The 17,444-nt window shown below is 66.9% G+C and carries 18 protein-coding genes; 10 read left to right on the top strand and 8 right to left on the bottom strand.

Annotation, left to right across the window (positions count from 1 at the left end; translation table 11 throughout):
* Window positions 1-74 precede the first annotated feature (74 nt).
* Both IC608_RS13940 and deoD read right to left on the bottom strand, forming a co-directional pair.
* Complete coding sequence (locus IC608_RS13940) at window positions 75-443, bottom strand: DUF1304 domain-containing protein (protein WP_345890902.1); 369 nt, start codon at window positions 441-443, stop codon at window positions 75-77.
* Entirely contained in the window at window positions 440-1,153 is a 714-nt protein-coding gene (gene deoD, locus IC608_RS13935; RefSeq protein ID WP_191776668.1) for a purine-nucleoside phosphorylase, read from the bottom strand. Before deoD ends, IC608_RS13940 begins: the two co-directional genes overlap by 4 nt.
* 161 nt (window positions 1,154-1,314) lie before the next feature.
* On the opposite strand from deoD, the gene argC reads away from it, so the two are divergent.
* The 4 genes from argC to leuB all read left to right on the top strand — a co-directional run bounded on the left by argC (window position 1,315) and on the right by leuB (window position 5,124).
* Complete coding sequence (gene argC, locus IC608_RS13930; RefSeq protein ID WP_191776666.1) at window positions 1,315-2,268, top strand: N-acetyl-gamma-glutamyl-phosphate reductase; 954 nt, start codon at window positions 1,315-1,317, stop codon at window positions 2,266-2,268.
* A 734-nt stretch (window positions 2,269-3,002) separates the two neighbouring features.
* The gene (leuD, locus tag IC608_RS13925) at window positions 3,003-3,608 is read left to right on the top strand and encodes a 3-isopropylmalate dehydratase small subunit (protein ID WP_191776664.1); all 606 of its coding nucleotides are present in this window, start codon (window positions 3,003-3,005) and stop codon (window positions 3,606-3,608) included.
* A 15-nt stretch (window positions 3,609-3,623) separates the two neighbouring features.
* Entirely contained in the window at window positions 3,624-4,013 is a 390-nt protein-coding gene (locus IC608_RS13920) for a RidA family protein (RefSeq protein WP_191776662.1), read from the top strand.
* Window positions 4,014-4,023: 10 nt separating this feature from the next.
* Entirely contained in the window at window positions 4,024-5,124 is a 1,101-nt protein-coding gene (gene leuB, locus IC608_RS13915) for a 3-isopropylmalate dehydrogenase (RefSeq protein WP_191776660.1), read from the top strand.
* A 228-nt stretch (window positions 5,125-5,352) separates the two neighbouring features.
* Here the strand turns inward: leuB and rpsP are convergent, their stop codons facing one another.
* Both rpsP and ffh read right to left on the bottom strand, forming a co-directional pair.
* The gene (gene rpsP, locus IC608_RS13910; protein WP_191776657.1) at window positions 5,353-5,715 is read right to left on the bottom strand and encodes a 30S ribosomal protein S16; all 363 of its coding nucleotides are present in this window, start codon (window positions 5,713-5,715) and stop codon (window positions 5,353-5,355) included.
* A 36-nt stretch (window positions 5,716-5,751) separates the two neighbouring features.
* Window positions 5,752-7,335, bottom strand: a complete 1,584-nt coding sequence (gene ffh, locus IC608_RS13905) for a signal recognition particle protein (protein WP_191776655.1) — start codon at window positions 7,333-7,335, stop codon at window positions 5,752-5,754.
* A 368-nt stretch (window positions 7,336-7,703) separates the two neighbouring features.
* Between ffh and dapF the strand changes: the two genes are divergently transcribed.
* The 4 genes from dapF to IC608_RS13885 all read left to right on the top strand — a co-directional run bounded on the left by dapF (window position 7,704) and on the right by IC608_RS13885 (window position 12,202).
* The gene (dapF, locus tag IC608_RS13900; RefSeq protein WP_191776946.1) at window positions 7,704-8,552 is read left to right on the top strand and encodes a diaminopimelate epimerase; all 849 of its coding nucleotides are present in this window, start codon (window positions 7,704-7,706) and stop codon (window positions 8,550-8,552) included.
* A complete protein-coding gene (gene mtaB / locus IC608_RS13895) occupies window positions 8,552-9,814 on the top strand; it encodes a tRNA (N(6)-L-threonylcarbamoyladenosine(37)-C(2))-methylthiotransferase MtaB (protein ID WP_191776653.1) in 1,263 nt (420 codons plus the stop codon). The genes dapF and mtaB overlap by 1 nt, the downstream gene beginning before the upstream one ends.
* Before the next feature lie 204 nt (window positions 9,815-10,018).
* Window positions 10,019-11,308, top strand: a complete 1,290-nt coding sequence (ftsY, locus tag IC608_RS13890; protein ID WP_191776651.1) for a signal recognition particle-docking protein FtsY — start codon at window positions 10,019-10,021, stop codon at window positions 11,306-11,308.
* Between the two features lie 264 nt (window positions 11,309-11,572).
* Window positions 11,573-12,202, top strand: coding sequence for a septation protein A (locus IC608_RS13885; protein ID WP_191776649.1), 630 nt, complete (start codon window positions 11,573-11,575; stop codon window positions 12,200-12,202).
* Window positions 12,203-12,905: 703 nt separating this feature from the next.
* Here the strand turns inward: IC608_RS13885 and IC608_RS13880 are convergent.
* The 4 genes from IC608_RS13880 to tsaD are packed head-to-tail and all read right to left on the bottom strand — an operon-like array spanning window position 12,906 to window position 15,717.
* Window positions 12,906-13,340: an EVE domain-containing protein gene (locus tag IC608_RS13880; protein WP_191776647.1), complete on the bottom strand. Its 435-nt coding sequence runs from the start codon at window positions 13,338-13,340 to the stop codon at window positions 12,906-12,908.
* A 3-nt stretch (window positions 13,341-13,343) separates the two neighbouring features.
* Window positions 13,344-13,637, bottom strand: a complete 294-nt coding sequence (locus IC608_RS13875) for a YciI family protein (RefSeq protein ID WP_191776638.1) — start codon at window positions 13,635-13,637, stop codon at window positions 13,344-13,346.
* A 3-nt stretch (window positions 13,638-13,640) separates the two neighbouring features.
* Entirely contained in the window at window positions 13,641-14,627 is a 987-nt protein-coding gene (locus tag IC608_RS13870; protein WP_191776636.1) for an NAD(P)H-dependent glycerol-3-phosphate dehydrogenase, read from the bottom strand.
* On the bottom strand, window positions 14,617-15,717 hold the full coding sequence (gene tsaD, locus IC608_RS13865; protein WP_191776634.1) for a tRNA (adenosine(37)-N6)-threonylcarbamoyltransferase complex transferase subunit TsaD: 1,101 nt from the start codon (window positions 15,715-15,717) through the stop codon (window positions 14,617-14,619). Before tsaD ends, IC608_RS13870 begins: the two co-directional genes overlap by 11 nt.
* 36 nt (window positions 15,718-15,753) lie before the next feature.
* Between tsaD and hemC the strand changes: the two genes are divergently transcribed.
* Window positions 15,754-16,695 carry a hydroxymethylbilane synthase gene (hemC, locus tag IC608_RS13860; protein WP_191776632.1) on the top strand — a complete coding sequence of 314 codons (942 nt, stop codon included), beginning with the start codon at window positions 15,754-15,756 and terminating at the stop codon, window positions 16,693-16,695.
* A complete protein-coding gene (locus tag IC608_RS13855; protein ID WP_191776630.1) occupies window positions 16,692-17,429 on the top strand; it encodes a uroporphyrinogen-III synthase in 738 nt (245 codons plus the stop codon). The genes hemC and IC608_RS13855 overlap by 4 nt, the downstream gene beginning before the upstream one ends.
* Window positions 17,430-17,444 lie beyond the last annotated feature (15 nt).

The following is a 17,444-nucleotide window of genomic DNA, read 5'->3' as shown; positions in this document are numbered from 1 at the left end:
TATCCCCACCCCATCGCCTCCCTCCCCCTTGTGGGGAGGGACCGAGGGTGGAGGTACAGAGGTCGAGCGCCAGCCTAAAACACCACCAGCGCCACGATCGCCAGCACCGCCGGCAGCGCCTGCACCACGAGGATCCGCCGGCTCCGCGTGGTGATCCACCCAAAGATCCCCGCCACCGCCACGCAGCCGAGAAAGAACAGCGCGATCTGCCAGCGCATCGCCGGGTCGGGATGAACGAGGCTCCAGACCAGCCCCGCCGCCAGAAACCCATTGTAGAGCCCCTGATTGGCCGCCAGCACCTTGGTTTCGCGCGCGAACTCCGGGGTCATCCCGAACGCCTTCTGGCCGCGCGGGGTCGCCCACCACACCATTTCGAGCAGCACGATATAGAGATGGATCAGCGCCACCACGACGATCAGCACAAAGGCGATGGCGTCGGTCACGCGTCCACCGCCACGTCGAGCGCCAGTTCCACCATGTCCCTGAGCGAGCTCTGCCGGTCCTCGGCGCTCAACTCCTCATGAGTGATCAGGCAGTCGGTCATGGTGCAGATGGTCAGCGCCTTGACCCCGAAGCGCGCGGCCAGCGTATAGAGCGTCGCCGCCTCCATCTCGACCCCGATGACCCCGTGCCGGGGCAGCGCGTCATACCCCTCGAACCCGTTCTCGTGGTAAAAAATGTCCGAGGACAGCATATTGCCCGCGTGAAAGCGCAGCCCCTTGGCATCGGCCTTGTCCGCCGCCGAGCGCAACAGCCCGAAATCGGCGATCGGGGCAAAATTGTACGGGCCGAACCGCCCCTTGACGATGCTCGAATCCGTGCTCGCCCCCTGCGCCAGGATCACGTCGCGCACCTTCACATCGGTGTTGAGCCCGCCGCACGTCCCCACCCGGATCAGCGATTTTGCGCCATAGACAGTGATCAGCTCGTGCACATAGATGCCCAGCGAGGGCTGCCCCATGCCCGAGGCCTGCACCGATACCGGCCTGCCCTTCCATTGCCCAGTGTATCCCAGGCAGTTGCGCACCGAGTTGACCAGTTTGGGCGCTTCGAAAAACGTCTCTGCGATCCACTTGGCCCGCAGCGGATCGCCCGGCAGCAACACCGCTTCGGCATAGTCTCCGGGCTTGGCGTGGTTGTGCGGCGTGGTCATGGTGCGCTCCCGTTGCATTTGGTCGAGCCAAACCAATGCCACCGGCCTATCCCGAACACAATGCCGGCGGCCCGCGCGGGAACGCCGCCGCCCCTTATGCGCTATGGTCTTGACGCCGGTGCTCGCCCGGCCCATGTACCGCGCCAGCTTGGGAGAAAACGATGGTCGCAAAAATCTTCATCGACGGCGAAGCGGGCACCACCGGTCTGCAGATCCGCGAGCGCCTCTCCGGCCGCCGCGACCTCGAGGTGCTCTCCATCGCGCCCGAAAAGCGCAAGGACCAGGACGAGCGCAAGCGCCTCCTCAATGCCGCCGACGTCGCCATTCTGTGCCTCCCCGACGAGGCGGCACGGGAAAGCGTGCGGTTGATCGAGAACGACACCACCCGCGTCATCGACGCCTCCACCGCCCATCGCGTCGCCGATGGCTGGGCCTATGGCTTTGCCGAAATGGACATCGGGCAGACCGAGGAAATCGCCAGGGCGCGCTACGTCGCCAATCCCGGCTGCTGGCCGCAGGGCCTGATCGCGGCCGTGCGCCCCCTGGTCGAAGCGCGTCTCCTGCCCGGCGATTACCCGCTCTCCTACCACGGCATTTCCGGCTATTCCGGCGGCGGCCGGCAGATGATCGAGGAATACGAGGCGCCCGGCGTCGTGGCCAGCCAGTACATGCCCTACGCGCTGACGTTCCTTCACAAGCACCTGCCCGAAATGACCGCCTACGCCCATCTCAACCGCACGCCGCTGTTCGAGCCGGTGGTCGGCAATTTTGCGCAAGGCATGGCCACCTCGGTGCCGCTCCACCTCGACATGGTCGCCGACACGCCCACCGGCAGCCAGCTGCACCAGTGCCTCGCCGACCATTTTGCCGCCATTCCCAACGGTTTCGTTCGTGTCGCGCCCTACGATGCCACGCTCGGCAAGACCGCCGCGCTCGACCCGCAGACCCACAACGGCACCAACACGCTGACCCTGCACGTCTTCGCCAATGACGACACCAACCAGGCCGTCATCGCCGCCGTCTACGACAACCTCGGCAAAGGCGCCTCCGGCGCCGCCGTGCAAAACCTCAACATCATGCTCGGCGTCGACCCCCGCGAAAGCCTGACGGCTTAACGTCGAACTGGGCTCGCGCGCCGACGCCCGACGCCTCCCCCATCCCCCTCCTCCCCCTCGACGGAGGAGGCCGGATGGGGTGCGCCGCGCGCTCGAACCCCACAACGACCTACCGGGCCCCCATCCCCCCACCCCAACCCTCCCCGCAAGGGAGAGGGAGCCGCACCGAGCAAGCCGCAACTTCACCGCCCATCACGCCCTCTGGTGTGGTAGCCAAAGCCTCACCCAGCCCCGATCCCCCTCCTCCCCCTCGACGGGGGAGGCCGGGTGGGGGTGCGCCCCACGCTCGAACCCCACAGATAGGCACCGGGCTACCACCCCCCACCCCAACCCTCCCCGCAAGGGAGAGGGAGCCGCACCGAGCAAGCCCCGACTTCACCGCCCATCGCACCCCTCTTGCGTAATGGCCCCAAGGCCCCACCAAGCCCCGATCCCCCTCCTCCCCCTCGACGGGGGAGGCCGGGTGGGGGTGCGCCCCTCGCTCGAACCCCACAGACAGGCCCCGGCCCATCCCAGTAGTCCACCTGGCCGCAGCCACGATGTCAGCCAGACAAACCCGCCCTCGCCGATCCCTCACGGTGAGGTGCGAAGCGCAGCGCAGTCTCGAACCACGAGGGCGGGCTCCCCGGCCAAAGCGACAGCCTCACCCCCAACCGTACGCTTCGGTACGGTTCAGCCTTGACCGCCACCCGGCTTTCGCGCAAAGACGCTCTGAACAGCGAGGTCCCAGTCTCATGGAAAAGTTCACCACCCTGACCGGTGTCGCGGCGCCCCTGCCGATCATCAATATCGACACCGACATGATCATTCCCAAGCAGTACCTCAAGACCATCAAGCGCACCGGGCTGGGCACCGCCCTGTTCTCGGAAATGCGCTACAACGAGGATGGCACGGAAAACCCCGATTTCGTCCTCAACAAGCCCGCCTATCGCAACGCCAAAATCATCATCGCCGGCGACAATTTCGGCTGCGGCTCGAGCCGCGAGCACGCGCCTTGGGCCCTGCTCGATTTCGGCATCCGCTGCGTCATCTCCACCAGCTTTGCCGATATTTTCTACAACAACTGCTTCAAGAACGGCATCCTGCCCATCGTGGTGACGCCCGAGCAGTTGAAGCTCTTGCTCGATGATGCCGAGCGCGGCTCCAACGCCACGCTCACGGTCGACCTCGAAGCGCAGACCATTCGCGGCCCCGATGGCGGCGAAATCCACTTCGATATCGACCCGGCCCGCCGCCACATCCTGCTCGAAGGCCTCGACGACATCGCCGGCACCCTCAAGTCCGACCCCTCCATCTCCGCCTTCGAAGGCAAGATGGCGGCCGAACGGCCCTGGCTCTAGAAGGCAGCTCAGCAATTGGTCCAGCGCGTTTCCACCGGCTCTCCCTTCGAGACCATCTTCGGCTATTCCCGCGCCGTGCGGCATGAGGACACCATCTACGTGTCCGGCACCACAGGCTACGACTACGCCACCATGACCATGCCGGAGAGCGTGGGCGAGCAGGCAAAAAATGCGCTGGCCACCATCGACAAGGCCCTTCGGGAGGCCGGCTCGTCCATCGCCGACACGGTGCGCGTGGTCTACTACATCGGCGATCGCGCGCTGGTGGACGAAGTCGTGGCCGCCGTCGGCCCCGTCTTCAAGGACATCCGCCCCGCAGCCTCCATGCTCATCGTGCAGATGATCGAGGCCGGTATGAAGATCGAGATCGAAGTCACCGCCCGCATCGGCGCAGCCAACTCCTGAGGATTTGCCCATGGCCACCCATTCCCTCTTCCTCCTCCCCGGCGACGGCATCGGCACCGAGATCATGGTCGAGGTGGAAAAACTCATCGCCTGGACCAATAGCGAAGGCCTCACCGACTTCTCGCTCGATCGGGGCCTTGCCGGTGGGTCGGCCTATGACGCCCACCAGGTCGCCATCACCGAGGAGGACGTCGTCAAGGCCAAGGCCGCGGACGCCGTGATCTTCGGCGCCGTGGGCGGCCCCAAATGGGATGACGTCCCTTACGACCAGCGCCCCGAAGCCGCTTTGCTGCGCCTGCGCAAGGAACTGGCCGTCTTCGCCAATCTGCGCCCCGCCATCTGCTACCCGGCTTTGGCCGAAGCTTCCTCGCTCAAGCGCGAACTGGTCGAAGGCCTCGATATCCTCATCGTGCGCGAGCTGACCGGCGGCGTCTACTTTGGCGAGCCCAAGACCATCACCGATCTCGGCGATGGCCAGAAGCGGGCCGTCGATACCCAGGTCTACGAGACCTACGAGATCGACCGCATCGCCCGCGTCGCCTTCGACCTCGCCCGCACCCGCCGCAACAAGGTCCACTCGGCCGACAAGAAAAACGTGATGAAGTCGGGCGTCCTCTGGGACGAGGTGGTCAAGGGCGTCGGCAAGGACTATCCGGACGTCGAGTTGCATCATATCCTGGCCGACAATGCCGCCATGCAGCTGGTGCGCACGCCAAAGCAGTTCGACGTCATGGTCACCGACAACCTCTTCGGCGACATCCTCTCCGACGTCGCCGCCATGCTGACCGGTTCGCTGGGCATGCTGCCCTCCGCCGCACTCGGCGCACCCGATCCGGTCACCGGCAAGCGCAAGGCCTTCTACGAACCCGTGCACGGCTCCGCTCCCGACATCGCCGGCCAGGGCATCGCCAACCCCATCGCCATGATCGCGTCCTTCGCCATGGCCCTGCGCTATTCGTTCAACATGATCGAACTGGCCGACAGGGTCGAAGCCGCCATCTCGGCCGTCCTCAGCGATGGCCTGCGCACCGGCGACATCGCCCAGGACAACCGCAAGACCATCGGCACCGAAGAGATGGGCGCGGCGATCCTGGCGAAGTTGAAGCAATAAGCTGCGGGTCAACATGAGGCGTAGGACTGGCGGCCCCTGCGCCCCCTCGCCCCTCAGGGGAGAGGGTGGGGTGAGGGGTGAAGGCCCATCCAGATGTGAACCCCTCATCCGGCGCTGCGCGCCACCTTCTCCCCTCAGGGGAGAAGGGATCCACCACGGCAGAACCCACAACGAACAAAAAGCCCCGGTCTCGCGACCGGGGTTTTTCTCATTCCATCAGAGCCAACCTTACTCGGCAGCGGCTTCCTGGCCGGCAGCGGCCTTGGCGGCGCGCTCTTCGGCGCGTTCCTTGGCCTTGTCGCCCGGCACGCCCTTGTTCGGGTTGTTGCGGGCGTCGCGCTTGGTCAGGCCGGCGGCGTCGAGGAAGCGCAGCACCCGGTCGGTCGGCACGGCGCCGTTCGAGAGCCAGTGCTGGGCGCGCTCATTGTTGAGCACCACGCGGTTTTCGGCGTCCTTGGCCAGGAGCGGGTTGTACGAGCCGAGCCGCTCGATGAAGCGGCCGTCGCGGGGCGACCGGGCGTCAGCCACGACGATGTGGTAGAACGGGCGCTTCTTGGTGCCGCCGCGGGCGAGACGAATCTTGAGAGCCATGATTTGGGTCCTGTCTTGAGAGTGTCGGTTTAGGGGTTATTTCTTCTTGCCCAGGCCGGGCAGGCCAGGGAAACGGGGCGCGCCGCCGAGGCCGGGCAGGGCCGGTCCCCCGGAGGCTTTCAGAAGCGCATTGACGTCGGTCGGCAGCGCCTTCTGCTTGGGCAGGTCCGCCGAGGGCAGGCCCTTGAGCTGTTCGGGGTCGATGCCGGCCTGGCGGGCCATCGCCTCGAGCTGCTTGGGGTCCATCTTGGAAAGGTCGGGCATGCCGCCGAGCATGCCGCCCATCTTTCCGCCCATCATGCCGCCAAGGGCACCCATGCCGCCCTTGGACACCTTTTTCATCATGTCCGCCATCTGGCGGTGCTGCTTGGCGAGCTTGTTGATTTCCGAGACCTCGACGCCCGCGCCCGCGGCGATGCGCTTGCGGCGGCTGGCATTGAGCAGGTCCGGATTGGCCCGCTCCTTCATGGTCATCGAATTGATGATGGCCACCTGACGGTCGAAGATCTTTTCGTCGATATTGGCCCCGGCCATGGCCTTCTTGAGCTGGCCCGCGCCGGGCAACATCCCCATCAGCCCGCCCATGCCGCCCATCTTCTTCATCTGCAGCAATTGATTGCGCAGATCCTCGAAGTCGAACGAGCCCTTCTTGAGCTTCTTGGCCATCTTGGCCGCGTCTTCGGCCGATACGTGCTCGGCGGCCTTTTCGACGAGGCTGACGATATCCCCCATGCCCAGGATGCGGTCGGCGATGCGCGAGGGATGGAAATCCTCGAGCGCATCCATCTTTTCGCCCACGCCGATCAGCTTGATCGGCTTGCCGGTCGCCGCGCGCATCGACAGCGCCGCGCCGCCACGCCCGTCGCCATCGACGCGCGTCATCACAATGCCGGTGACGTCGAGCCGCGTATCGAACGAGCGCGCCACGTTGATCGCGTCCTGGCCGGTCAGCGCATCGACCACGAGGAGAATTTCGTGCGGATGCGCGATTTCCTTGATCGAGACCGTCTCGGCCATCAGCTCTTCATCGACATGCGTTCGGCCCGCCGTGTCGAGGATCAACACGTCGTAGCCGCCCAGGCGCCCCTCGCGCTCGGCGCGCCGCGCGATCTCGACCGGCGTTTCAGTCGCGACGATGGGGAGCGTAGCGACGCCCACCTGCTCGCCCAAGACGCGCAACTGCTCCATCGCCGCCGGACGGCGCGTGTCGAGCGAGGCCAGCAGCACCTTCTTGCGCTGCTTGTCCTTGAGGCGCTTGGCAATCTTTGCCGTCGTCGTGGTCTTGCCCGAGCCCTGCAGGCCCACCATCAACAGCGTCACCGGCGCGGGCGCATTGAGGTCGATGGTAACCGCTTCGGACCCCAGCACCTCGACCAGCTCGTCATGGACGATCTTGACGACCTGCTGGCCCGGCGTCACCGAGCGGGTGACCTCGGCGCCGACGGCGCGCTCCTTGACCTGCTCGACAAAGGCCCGGACCACTTCGAGCGAGACGTCCGCCTCGATCAGCGCCCGGCGGATTTCGCGCGATGCCGCGTCGACATCGGCCGCATTGAGCGCGCCGCGTCCGCGAAGCCCGTCGAAGATCTTGCCAAGCCGGTCGCTTAAGCTGTCAAACATGTCCGTTCCTTCGTCGTGCCGCTCTCGTGCGGCAGAGATAGGATGCATCGGGCCAAACGCCAAACCCACCCGCGGGCGCAACGCGCTGGCGGATGGTGACCTCCGGGATCGTCGAACCCTTGCGGGGCCCCGGTCGGTGGCTCAGGAGCAAAGCCTGATGAACGGGCTGCGTGTACGGCAGATTGCCGAGCGAGTCAACAAAACCGCCGCCCCGCCGAACCCTTCGCTCCCGCGTCCCCTCGCCCCTCCGGGGAGAGGGCCAGGGTGAGGGGCGCGCCGGCTCTGGCATTTTCCCCCTCGATCCGCCATATAGGGCGCAGACTTTGACAGCAGGCGACAGGCGCGTGAGCGACGCACCCTTTCTCAAGATGAACGGTCTGGGCAACCAGATCATCGTGGCCGACATGCGCGGCCGCGCCGACCGCGTCACTCCTGAAGCCGCCATCGCCGTCAATGCCATGCCCGAAACGCGTTTCGACCAGATCATGGCCATCCATGATCCCAAGACGCCCGGCACCGCCGCCTATATCGAGATCATCAATTCCGACGGCTCGCGCGCCCAGGCCTGCGGCAATGGCATGCGCTGCGTCGTTCAGATGCTCTCGGCCGAACAGGGCCGCCAGCGCTTCACCTTCGAAACCGTGGCCGGCCTGCTCTTTGGCGAAGAGGCCGAGGACGGCACCATCACCGTCGATATGGGCACGCCCAAATTCGCCTGGTACGACATCCCCTTGACCGAAGAGTTCGCCGACACCCGCTATATCGAACTCCAGATCGGCCCCATCGACGCGCCGGTGCTCCATTCGCCCGCCGTCGCCTCCATGGGCAATCCCCACGCCACCTTCTGGGTGGCGGACGATGTGGGGTCCTATGCGCTCGACCGCTTTGGGCCGCTGCTGGAAAACCATCCGCTGTTCCCCGAGCGCTGCAACATCTCCATCGCCCAGGTGATCCGGCCCGACCACATTATCCTCAGGACCTGGGAGCGCGGCGCCGGCCTGACGCAAGCCTGCGGCACCGCCGCCTGCGCCGCCCTCGTCAATGGCGCGCGCACCCGCCGCACCGGTCGCAAGGCGACGCTCACCCTGCCCGGCGGCGACCTTGTGGTCGAATGGCTGGACAACGATCACGTGACCCTCACCGGCCCCGCCGAGTTCGAATGGCGCGGATTTTTCGATCCCGCCACCGGCGCCTGGACGCGCAGCGAGGCCGCCTGATGGCCATCGAAACCCTGACCTTCGGGTGCCGCCTCAACGCCTATGAGGGCGAAGTGATGAAGGCCGAGGCCGAAAAGGCCGGGCTCGACAACGCCATCATCATCAATACCTGCGCTGTCACCCAGGAAGCCGTGCGCCAGGCCAAACAGGCCGTACGCAAGGCCCGCCGCGACAACCCGGAGGCGCGCATCATCGTCACCGGCTGCGCCGCCCAGACCGAGGCGCGGTCCTTCGGCGACATGGCCGAGGTCGATCTCGTCATCGGCAATGCCGACAAGCTCAAGGCCGCGAGCTACACGCCCATGGTCTTCGGCACGCCCCTCAATGACAAGGTGCAGGTCAACGACATCATGAGCGTGCGCGAAACCGCCGGGCACCTCATCGAAGGCATGGACGGGCGCACCCGCGCCTTCGTCCAGGTGCAGAACGGCTGCGACCATCGCTGCACCTTCTGCATCATCCCCTTCGGCCGCGGCCCCTCGCGTTCCGTGCCCATGGGCGTCGTCGTCGAGCAGGTCAAAAAGCTTGTCGGCAACGGCTACCGCGAAATCGTCCTCACCGGCGTCGACATCACGTCCTATGGCCCCGACCTGCCCGGCAGCCCGACCCTGGGCACACTGACCCAGTCTATCCTCCGCCATGTCCCCGACCTGCCGCGGCTGCGCATCTCCTCGATCGACAGCATCGAGGCCGATCCTGCCCTTTATGACGCCATCAGCGACGCCCGCCTCATGCCGCACCTGCATCTCTCCCTGCAGTCCGGCGACGATCTCATCCTCAAGCGCATGAAGCGCCGCCATCTGCGCGACGACGCGCTGGCGGTGGTGGAGAAGCTGCGCGCCCGCCGCCCCGACATGGTCTTCGGGGCCGACATCATCGCCGGCTTCCCCACCGAAACCGAGGCGATGTTTCAAAATTCGCTCTCCTTCATCGCCGAGGCCAACCTCACCTATATCCACGCCTTCCCCTATTCGCCGCGCCCCGGCACCCCCGCCGCCCGCATGCCGCAGGTGGGCAAGGCCATCGCCCGCCAGCGTGCCGCCCTGCTGCGCGCCGCCGGCGAGACGCAGTTTGCCGCGCTCTGCGACACGCGGATCGGGCACACCGAACAGGTGCTGGTCGAGCGCGACGGGCTCGGCCGCACCGAACAATTCATCCCCGTGCGCGTTGCTGGCAGCGAGGCCGGCGATCTCCTGCCTGTACGCATCACCGGCCGGGGCAAGGATGGCCTCGTGGGCGAAGCCCTCCGCGCCGCCGCCTGAGGGTACGGGGCCCCGGGGCTCAAAGCGCGCCGCGAGGGATTCCGGGGCACTGGTTTTTAAGCCGCCCACATGGTGAGGGGCGCAGTTGAAGTAGCCCTCATCATGAGGCGCACAGTTTGAGTAGTCCTCATGGTGAGGTGCGAGCGAAAGCGAGCCTCGAACCACGAGGGCGTGGCACGGGGTCCGTGCGGCAAAGGAACGAGAATGACCGACAAAGTCTCCGGCTTTTTCAAGCGCTTGTTCGGCACCGAACCGGCCCCCGCGCCAACGCATTCCGAGCCGGAAACCCCGCTCGAGCCGATCCCACCCGTTCCCGAGACCGTGCTGCCCGCAAGCGCGCCCGAGCTTGCGCCTGCTCCTCCAGAAAGTCTGCCCGAGACGGAGCCCGCCCCGCCGCCGCCCGAGCCGGTGCCGTCCCAACCCGAGCCTCGGGACACGCCGGAGCCGCCCGACGCCCCGGAACCGCCCCACCGTCCCCTCCCGCCCGGCCCTCCGGAAACGACGCCGGATTACATCGAAGATGTGGAAGACGATCTTGCGGCCTCGCCCGCGCCCGTCGCCGCTGTCGAGCCGCCGCGCCAGGGCTGGCTCCAGCGCCTCGCCTCCGGCCTCAAGCGCTCCTCGGACAATCTCAGCACCTCCATCACTTCGGTCTTCACCAAGCGCCGCCTCGACGCGGCCACGCTCGATGACCTCGAGGATGTGCTGATCCAGGCCGATCTCGGGCTCGAGACGGCAACCGCCATCACCGAGACGCTGCGGCGCGACCGGTTCGACAAGGACGTCTCAGGCGACGAAGTCCGCGCCGTCCTCGCGGCCGAGGTCGAAAAGACACTCGGCCCCGTCGCGCGTCCGCTCGTGATCGACGCCGCCCAAAAACCCTTCGTCATCCTGATGATCGGCGTCAACGGCTCGGGCAAGACCACCACCATCGGCAAGCTGGCTCAAAAGTTCAGCCACGAAGGCCGCTCGGTCATGCTCGCCGCCGGCGACACCTTCCGCGCCGCGGCCATCGAGCAGCTTCAGGTCTGGGGCCAGCGCACCGGCGCGCCGGTGATTGCCCGCCCCGCCGGCGCCGATGCCTCGGGCCTCGCCTTCGACGCGGTGACCCAGGCCCGCGCCGAGGGCCGCGACGTCCTCATCATCGACACCGCCGGTCGCTTGCAGAACCGTGAGGAGCTGATGGACGAACTCGAAAAGGTCATCCGCGTCATCAAGAAGGTCGACCCCACCGCCCCGCACGCGACCCTGCTCACCCTCGACGCAACGACGGGCCAGAACGCCCTGAAACAGGTGGAAATTTTTGGCCAGCGCGCCGGCGTCACCGGCCTCGTCATGACCAAGCTCGACGGCACCGCCCGCGGCGGCATCCTCGTCGCCATCGCCCGCAAATTCGGCCTGCCGGTCCACTTCATCGGCGTCGGCGAAGGCGTCGAAGACCTCGAACCCTTCGCCGCCCGAGACTTCGCCCGCGCCATCGCCGGCCAAGACTGATCAACCCTCCCACCGCCCCGATCCCCTCGCCCCTCCGGGGAGAGGGCTAGGGTGAGGGGCCTTTCAACAAGCTCCCGCAGCATGGCGGCCCCCTCCCCCCACCCACCGCGTCATTCCCACCCACCGTGTCATTCCCGCGAAAGCGGAACCTCCGTTTCCCACCCCCAGCCCCCGAAAAACCCGCCCCTCCGTCCAAATTGCACCACTCTTGCCCCCTATGTCCCTTGCATCGCAGCAGCCGAGCCCCCACACTGGAGCGATGCCATGGATCGACCAATGACTGAACAAGACGACGCCGAGACCAACTGGGCTGAAATGCGTCCGCAGATCACCAAGCTGGCGCTCGAGCTGGGACCGCTGGTGGTTTTCTTCATCGTCAACGGCCGCGCCGACATCTTCGCCGCCACCGCCTGGTTCATGGGCGCCATGGTCGTCTCGCTGCTGCTGAGCTGGATGATCCTCAAAAAGGTGGCGGTGATGCCGCTGGTCACCGGCTTTGTCGTCCTCATCTTCGGCGGCCTGACGCTCTGGCTGCAGGACGACACCTTCATCAAGATGAAGCCCACCATCACCAATGTCCTCTTCGGCGGCACGCTGCTGGGTGGGCTGATGTTCGGCCAGTCGCTGCTGCGCTACGTCTTCGGCGACGTCTACCGGCTTCGTCCCGAGGGCTGGTGGCGCCTCACGCTCAATTGGGGCGTGTTCTTTTTCGTCCTCGCCGTGCTCAACGAGGTGGTGTGGCGCAATTTCTCCACCGACGCCTGGGTCACCTTCAAGGTCTGGGCCATCATGCCGCTGACGGTGGTGTTCTCCATCTCGCAGGTGCCGCTGCTCAGCAAATATGCGCCGATCGGCGAGGCCGCCAAACCGCCCCCCGTCGCCATCGAGAACTAAGGCTCCCTGCGCAGATCTGTGTCGCTTCGGTCCCCTTCGCCGAGAGGGAGAGGAAGAAGCGAAGCCTGCTTCACGAACCACCGGCCCACACCCTCCCCCTGGCGGGGAGGGCAAGCAAGCTTGGCGACGAAGGCGCCTAGCGACGCTCGGGTGGGGGGCCGGCGCAACTCCAAACTCTCCAGCCCCTCTCCCCAAAATCCCCCTCACCGATCTCCGCTGCGCTCCGGCCACCTCTCCCCGAGAGGGAGAGGATTAAGAGGTGCATCCCACCCCGCAGCGCCCACCGGCCCAATTCTTCTCCCCCTCGGGGAGAAGGTGGCCCGAAGGGCCGGATGAGGGGGTGCTGCCGCGCCTGCCAGCGCCCCAGCACATGCCAAATCTCTCCCCCTTCTCCCCGCCCCAAAACCCCCTGCCATACTGCCCCCATCAGCCGGGCGTGATGGAGTTGCAACGATCAACTGCCCGGCGACTGTCGGGAGGGCTCTGCATCGTTCCGGAGCCTGGGCCGGGGTTAGAGGATCAACAGGGCCAACGCCGATCCTTTGGAGAACCTCGCGTCAGAAAACCCGGCGCCCGGAGGCGGTTCTCGTCTCACACACTTACCAAACTCCGAGGCGGGTGCCGCCTCCGGGCACCGTCACCTCTCATGCAACCGCAGGGTTATTGCCCGGGCGGGGCTTCGGCATGCCCGTTGGAGAGCGCGTCAGAGCCCGCCCATCTTGCAGATCAGCGCCCATTCCTCGGGCCGCACCTTGGAGACCGACAGGCGCGAAAGCTTGATCAGCTCGATCTCGGCGAGCTCCGGCGTGGCCTTGATCTGCTGCAGGCTCACCGGCTTGGGCAGCGGCTTGACCGACTGCACGTCGACGCATTCCCACACCACCTCGCCCTTGGCGTTGAGCTCGGCGGTGCTGTCGGGGTGGGCCGGCGCCACGATCGTCATGATGCCCACCACGTCCTTGCCGATATTGGAGTGATAGAAGAACGCCTCGTCGCCCACCGCCATCGCCTTCATGTTGTTGCGCGCCGCATAATTGCGCACTCCATGCCATTCCTCGGCCTCTCCCCTGGCCGTCTTGGCCACGAGATCATCGAAGGAAAAGACGTCCGGCTCGGACTTCATCAGCCAGTAGGCCATGGATCAGAGGTCCACGCCGGTGGTGTTGATGGCGACGCGCCAGCGCTTGACCTCGTAGCTGGCGAAAACCCCCGCACTCACGAAAGGATCGGCCTTGGCCATGGCTTCCGCCTCTTCCAGCGTTTCGGCATCGAACACCATGAGCGAGCCTTCCGGCTGCTCGTCCGCCCCCAGCAGCGCGCCGGCGAAGACCAGTTTCTTGCCCAGGCTGTTGAGATGGTCCAGATGCACCGGCCTTGTCTCCTGCCGCTTGAGCAGTGCATCCGGCGCATCCTTGGCGATCATGGCATAGAGCATGGGTCAGTCTTCCCTCTTGAGTGGGCGGGACATCAGTCCCGCAACGATTGTCGCAATATCGGCGCGGCCGGCAACCACCGCATCCACGGCATCGATCAGCGGCGCGTCGATCCCCAGGCTCCGGGCCAGCGCGGCCGCGACGGGCGCCGTCGCCACCCCTTCGGCAAGCTTGGCACCCCCCGCCAGGATGGCGTCCGTCTGCCGGCCGGCGCCCAACGCCATGCCGAACTGGTAGTTGCGCGATTGCACGGACGTACAGGTCAGCGTCAGGTCCCCCAGGCCCGCCAGCCCGGTCAGCGTATGGGCGGAGCCGCCCATGGCCGTCACCAGCCGCGCCATTTCCGCATAGCCGCGGGCGATCAGCGCCGCGCGCGCCGAAGCCCCCAGCCCGGCCCCTTCCACCGCGCCGCAGGCCAGCGCATAGACATTCTTGAGGGCTCCCGCCACCTCGACCCCGACGCGGTCGTCCGCCGCGTAGGGACGGAAGCTGGGGCCCGCCAGCGCCGCGGCCAGCGCCGAGGTCTGCGTCGCATCGTCGCCGGCCAGCGTCACCGCCGTCGGCCGCCCGGCCGCCAGATCCGACGCGAAACTCGGGCCGGACAGCACGAAAGGCACCGCCTCGGGCGCCATGTCCGCCAGGATTTCGCTCTGCCGCGCCAGCGTGCCGGTTTCGAGCCCCTTGGCCGAAAGGATCACCGGCTTGCCCGCCAGCAGCGCCGGATCCATGCCCGCCAGCACCGTCCGGGTCGCCTGCGCCGGAACGGCCAGGATGACGATATCGGCCTCCTCCGGATGCGTCGTCGCCCGAAGGCCAGCGTGCAATTCCTGCCCCGGCAAGGCGCGGCTATTGCTGTGGCTGCGGTTGATCTCCTCGGCCTGGCCCACGTCCCGCACCACCAGATGCACCGTGCGGCCCGCCAGGATCGCCGCCTGCGCCAGCGCCGTGCCCCAGGCGCCGCCACCGATCACGCAGACGCGGTCAAGCGGCATCACGGGCAATCCTCATGTCCGGAGCATCGAGCGGCCAGCGTGGACGCGCTTCCACATCGAGCCGATCGACGGCACCCAGCGCAAACCGCTCCGCCCCGGCCCACGCGATCATCGCACCATTGTCGGTGCACAGCCCGATCGGCGGCACCACCAGCCGCGCCCCGGCAATTTTCGCCACCTCGGCGAGCGCGGCGGCAATGGCCCGGTTCGCCGCTACCCCGCCCGCAATCACCAGTTGCGGCACGACGCCGGGCAGCTCGGACGCAAACCGGTCAAGCGCCTGCCCCGACCGCACCGCGACGATGTCGGTCACCGCAGCCTGGAACCCAGCCGCAATGTCGGCGACGTCGGCTTCGCTCAGCGGCGCCAGCGCTTCGGCCTGGAGGCGCACGGCGGTCTTGAGCCCCGAAAACGAAAAATCCAGCCGCTCCTCGCGCAGCAAAGGCCGGGGGAAGCGAAACCGCCTCGGGTCCCCCGCAAGCGCCATCCGTTCCACGGCCGGGCCGCCGGGCGTCCCCAGGCTCAGGAGCTTGGCGACCTTGTCGAACGCCTCCCCCAGCGCATCGTCGATCGTGCCGCCCCAACGCTCGTATTCCCCCACCCCGCGAACCAGCACAAACTGGCTGTGGCCACCGGACACGAGGAGCATCAGATAGGGAAATTCAATGCCATCGGTCAGCCGCGCCGTGAGCGCATGACCCTCGAGATGATTGACCGCCAGGAGCGGCTTGCCCAGCGAGGCTGCCAGGGCCTTGGCGGTGGTGAGGCCCACGAGCACGCCGCCAATCAGCCCCGGCCCTGCCGTCGCGGCGATGGCATCCACCTCTTCGAGGCTGATGCCGGCCTCCGCCAGGGCCTGCGCCACGATATGGTCGAGCCATTCGACATGGGCCCGCGCCGCCAGTTCGGGCACGACGCCACCGAAGGGCGCATGCTCCTCGAATTGCGACCGCACGACGTTGGAACGAATGATACCCCGCCCGGATTGCTCCCGCACGACGAGAGCGGCGGCGGTTTCGTCGCAGCTGGTTTCAATGCCCAGAAGGATGGCTTGCGCTTGCCCGGTCACGACGAACTGGTCTACTCCCATCAGCGAGCCTATCGCCTACACCAGGACCGCCCGGATATGCAATCGCCCACCCCTTTCGCCCGGATCGGAACGCGCGGCAGCCCCCTCGCGCTCAAGCAGGCCGAACTGGTCCGATCGCGGCTCTCTGCAGCCCATGGCGTGGACGAGGCGGACATCGACATCGAGGTCTTCTCAACCGGCGGCGACCGCAGCCAGAAGGAAAACACCACCCTGTCCGACATCGGCGGCAAGGGCGTCTTCACCCGCGAAATCGACGATGCGCTGCTCTCGGGCAGGATCGACATCGGCGTGCACTCCAGCAAGGACGTCGCGACGGCCATGCCGGCGGGCATGCAGTTGGCAGCCTTCCTCGAGCGTGAAGATGTGCGCGACGCCTTCATCTCCGTGACGGTCAAGGGCATCGACAATCTCCCCCAAGGCGCCCGCTTCGGCACGTCCTCGATCCGCCGCGCGGCCCAGGCCCTTCGGCTCCGCCCCGATCTCCAGATCGTGCCGTTCCGCGGCAATGTGCACACGCGCCTCCAGAAGCTCCTCGATGGCGTCGCAGACGCGACGCTTCTGGCCATGGCCGGTCTCAATCGGCTGGGCGAAGGCCACCGCGCCACCGCCGTGCTCGAGCCGCACCAGTTCATGCCCGCACCGGCGCAGGGTGCCATCGGCCTTGCCGTTCGTGCCGATGACAGCCGCCTGGCCGATCTCGTCGCCAAGCTGGACCATGGCCCCACCCACGCGGCCATCGCCGCCGAGCGCGCCATGCTGGCCGTGCTCGACGGCTCATGCCGCACACCCGTCGGCGCCCTGACCCGCTGGGAGGGCGACCGGCTCTATCTTGAAGGCGAAATCCTCAGCCTCGACGGGCAGTCCAGCTTCCAGGCTCAGGATAGCGGCACCGATCCGGAAGCCATTGGCGCTGCCGTGGGACAGGCCCTCCTCGACCAGGCGGGCACCGACTGGCTGGCACGGTGGGCGGCGACATGACCCTGCGCTTCCTCGTCACCCGCCCTGAACCCGATGCCCGGGCGACCCTCGAGCGCCTTGCCGCGCTCGACATCGAGGCCGTGGCCGCTCCCTTGATGACGCGCCAGACCCTCGATACCGGCCTTCCCTCGGCCGAGGGTTTTGCCGCCATGGCCATCACCAGCACCAACGCCCTCCGCGCTCTGGCCGATCGGGGCGTTCTTGCTGGCTATAGCGGGTTGCCGCTCTTCGCAGTCGGCGACCGGACGGCGCACGAAGCCCGCTCGATGGGCTTTTCCGCGGTGACCAGTGCCAGCGGAGCCTTTGCCGATCTCGCCGCCACCATCGCCCTTGCCCGTGTCAACGGACCCATCTTCTACCCGGCCGGCCGACATCTCAGTGCCGACCTGGCGCATGCCCTGGCACCGCAGGGCATTATGGTGGTGACGACCGAAGTCTATGAGATGATCGCGGTCGCAGCTTCCCCCCCAGCGCTTTCACAGATGCTGAAGGACGATGGCAAGGCGCATGGCGTGATGCTCTACTCGCGCCGCACGGCAGAAATCTTCTGCGCGCTCACCAAGACGCTTCCCCTCGAGCACCGTCGCTACATGCCGATGCTGTGCCTTTCGGAAAAGGTGGCCGAGCCCCTCCTGGAACACCACTTTGCCCGCGTACTGCTGGCCGACCATCCGAGCGAGGAGGCGATGATGGCCCTCGCCCTGGCTTTTGCGCGGGAACAATCTGAGCCATGATCGGTTCGACAAAGA

Source organism: Devosia oryzisoli (assembly GCF_014837245.1).
GTDB lineage: Bacteria > Pseudomonadota > Alphaproteobacteria > Rhizobiales > Devosiaceae > Devosia > Devosia oryzisoli.
Note: the sequence above shows the minus strand (reverse complement) of the source record. Positions and strands in the feature narration are given on the sequence as shown.

What these genes read in the sequence shown, in the direction of transcription:
- deoD (WP_191776668.1), bottom strand. Translation starts at nt 1,153, where the DNA reads ATGACCACGCCGCACAACCACGCCAAGCCCGGAGACTATGCCGAAGCG.
- argC (WP_191776666.1), top strand. Translation starts at nt 1,315, where the DNA reads ATGGTCGCAAAAATCTTCATCGACGGCGAAGCGGGCACCACCGGTCTG.
- leuD (WP_191776664.1), top strand. Translation starts at nt 3,003, where the DNA reads ATGGAAAAGTTCACCACCCTGACCGGTGTCGCGGCGCCCCTGCCGATC.
- leuB (WP_191776660.1), top strand. Translation starts at nt 4,024, where the DNA reads ATGGCCACCCATTCCCTCTTCCTCCTCCCCGGCGACGGCATCGGCACC.
- rpsP (WP_191776657.1), bottom strand. Translation starts at nt 5,715, where the DNA reads ATGGCTCTCAAGATTCGTCTCGCCCGCGGCGGCACCAAGAAGCGCCCG.
- ffh (WP_191776655.1), bottom strand. Translation starts at nt 7,335, where the DNA reads ATGTTTGACAGCTTAAGCGACCGGCTTGGCAAGATCTTCGACGGGCTT.
- dapF (WP_191776946.1), top strand. Translation starts at nt 7,704, where the DNA reads ATGAACGGTCTGGGCAACCAGATCATCGTGGCCGACATGCGCGGCCGC.
- mtaB (WP_191776653.1), top strand. Translation starts at nt 8,552, where the DNA reads ATGGCCATCGAAACCCTGACCTTCGGGTGCCGCCTCAACGCCTATGAG.
- ftsY (WP_191776651.1), top strand. Translation starts at nt 10,019, where the DNA reads ATGACCGACAAAGTCTCCGGCTTTTTCAAGCGCTTGTTCGGCACCGAA.
- IC608_RS13885 (WP_191776649.1), top strand. Translation starts at nt 11,573, where the DNA reads ATGGATCGACCAATGACTGAACAAGACGACGCCGAGACCAACTGGGCT.
- IC608_RS13880 (WP_191776647.1), bottom strand. Translation starts at nt 13,340, where the DNA reads ATGGCCTACTGGCTGATGAAGTCCGAGCCGGACGTCTTTTCCTTCGAT.
- IC608_RS13875 (WP_191776638.1), bottom strand. Translation starts at nt 13,637, where the DNA reads ATGCTCTATGCCATGATCGCCAAGGATGCGCCGGATGCACTGCTCAAG.
- IC608_RS13870 (WP_191776636.1), bottom strand. Translation starts at nt 14,627, where the DNA reads ATGCCGCTTGACCGCGTCTGCGTGATCGGTGGCGGCGCCTGGGGCACG.
- tsaD (WP_191776634.1), bottom strand. Translation starts at nt 15,717, where the DNA reads ATGGGAGTAGACCAGTTCGTCGTGACCGGGCAAGCGCAAGCCATCCTT.
- hemC (WP_191776632.1), top strand. Translation starts at nt 15,754, where the DNA reads ATGCAATCGCCCACCCCTTTCGCCCGGATCGGAACGCGCGGCAGCCCC.
- IC608_RS13855 (WP_191776630.1), top strand. Translation starts at nt 16,692, where the DNA reads ATGACCCTGCGCTTCCTCGTCACCCGCCCTGAACCCGATGCCCGGGCG.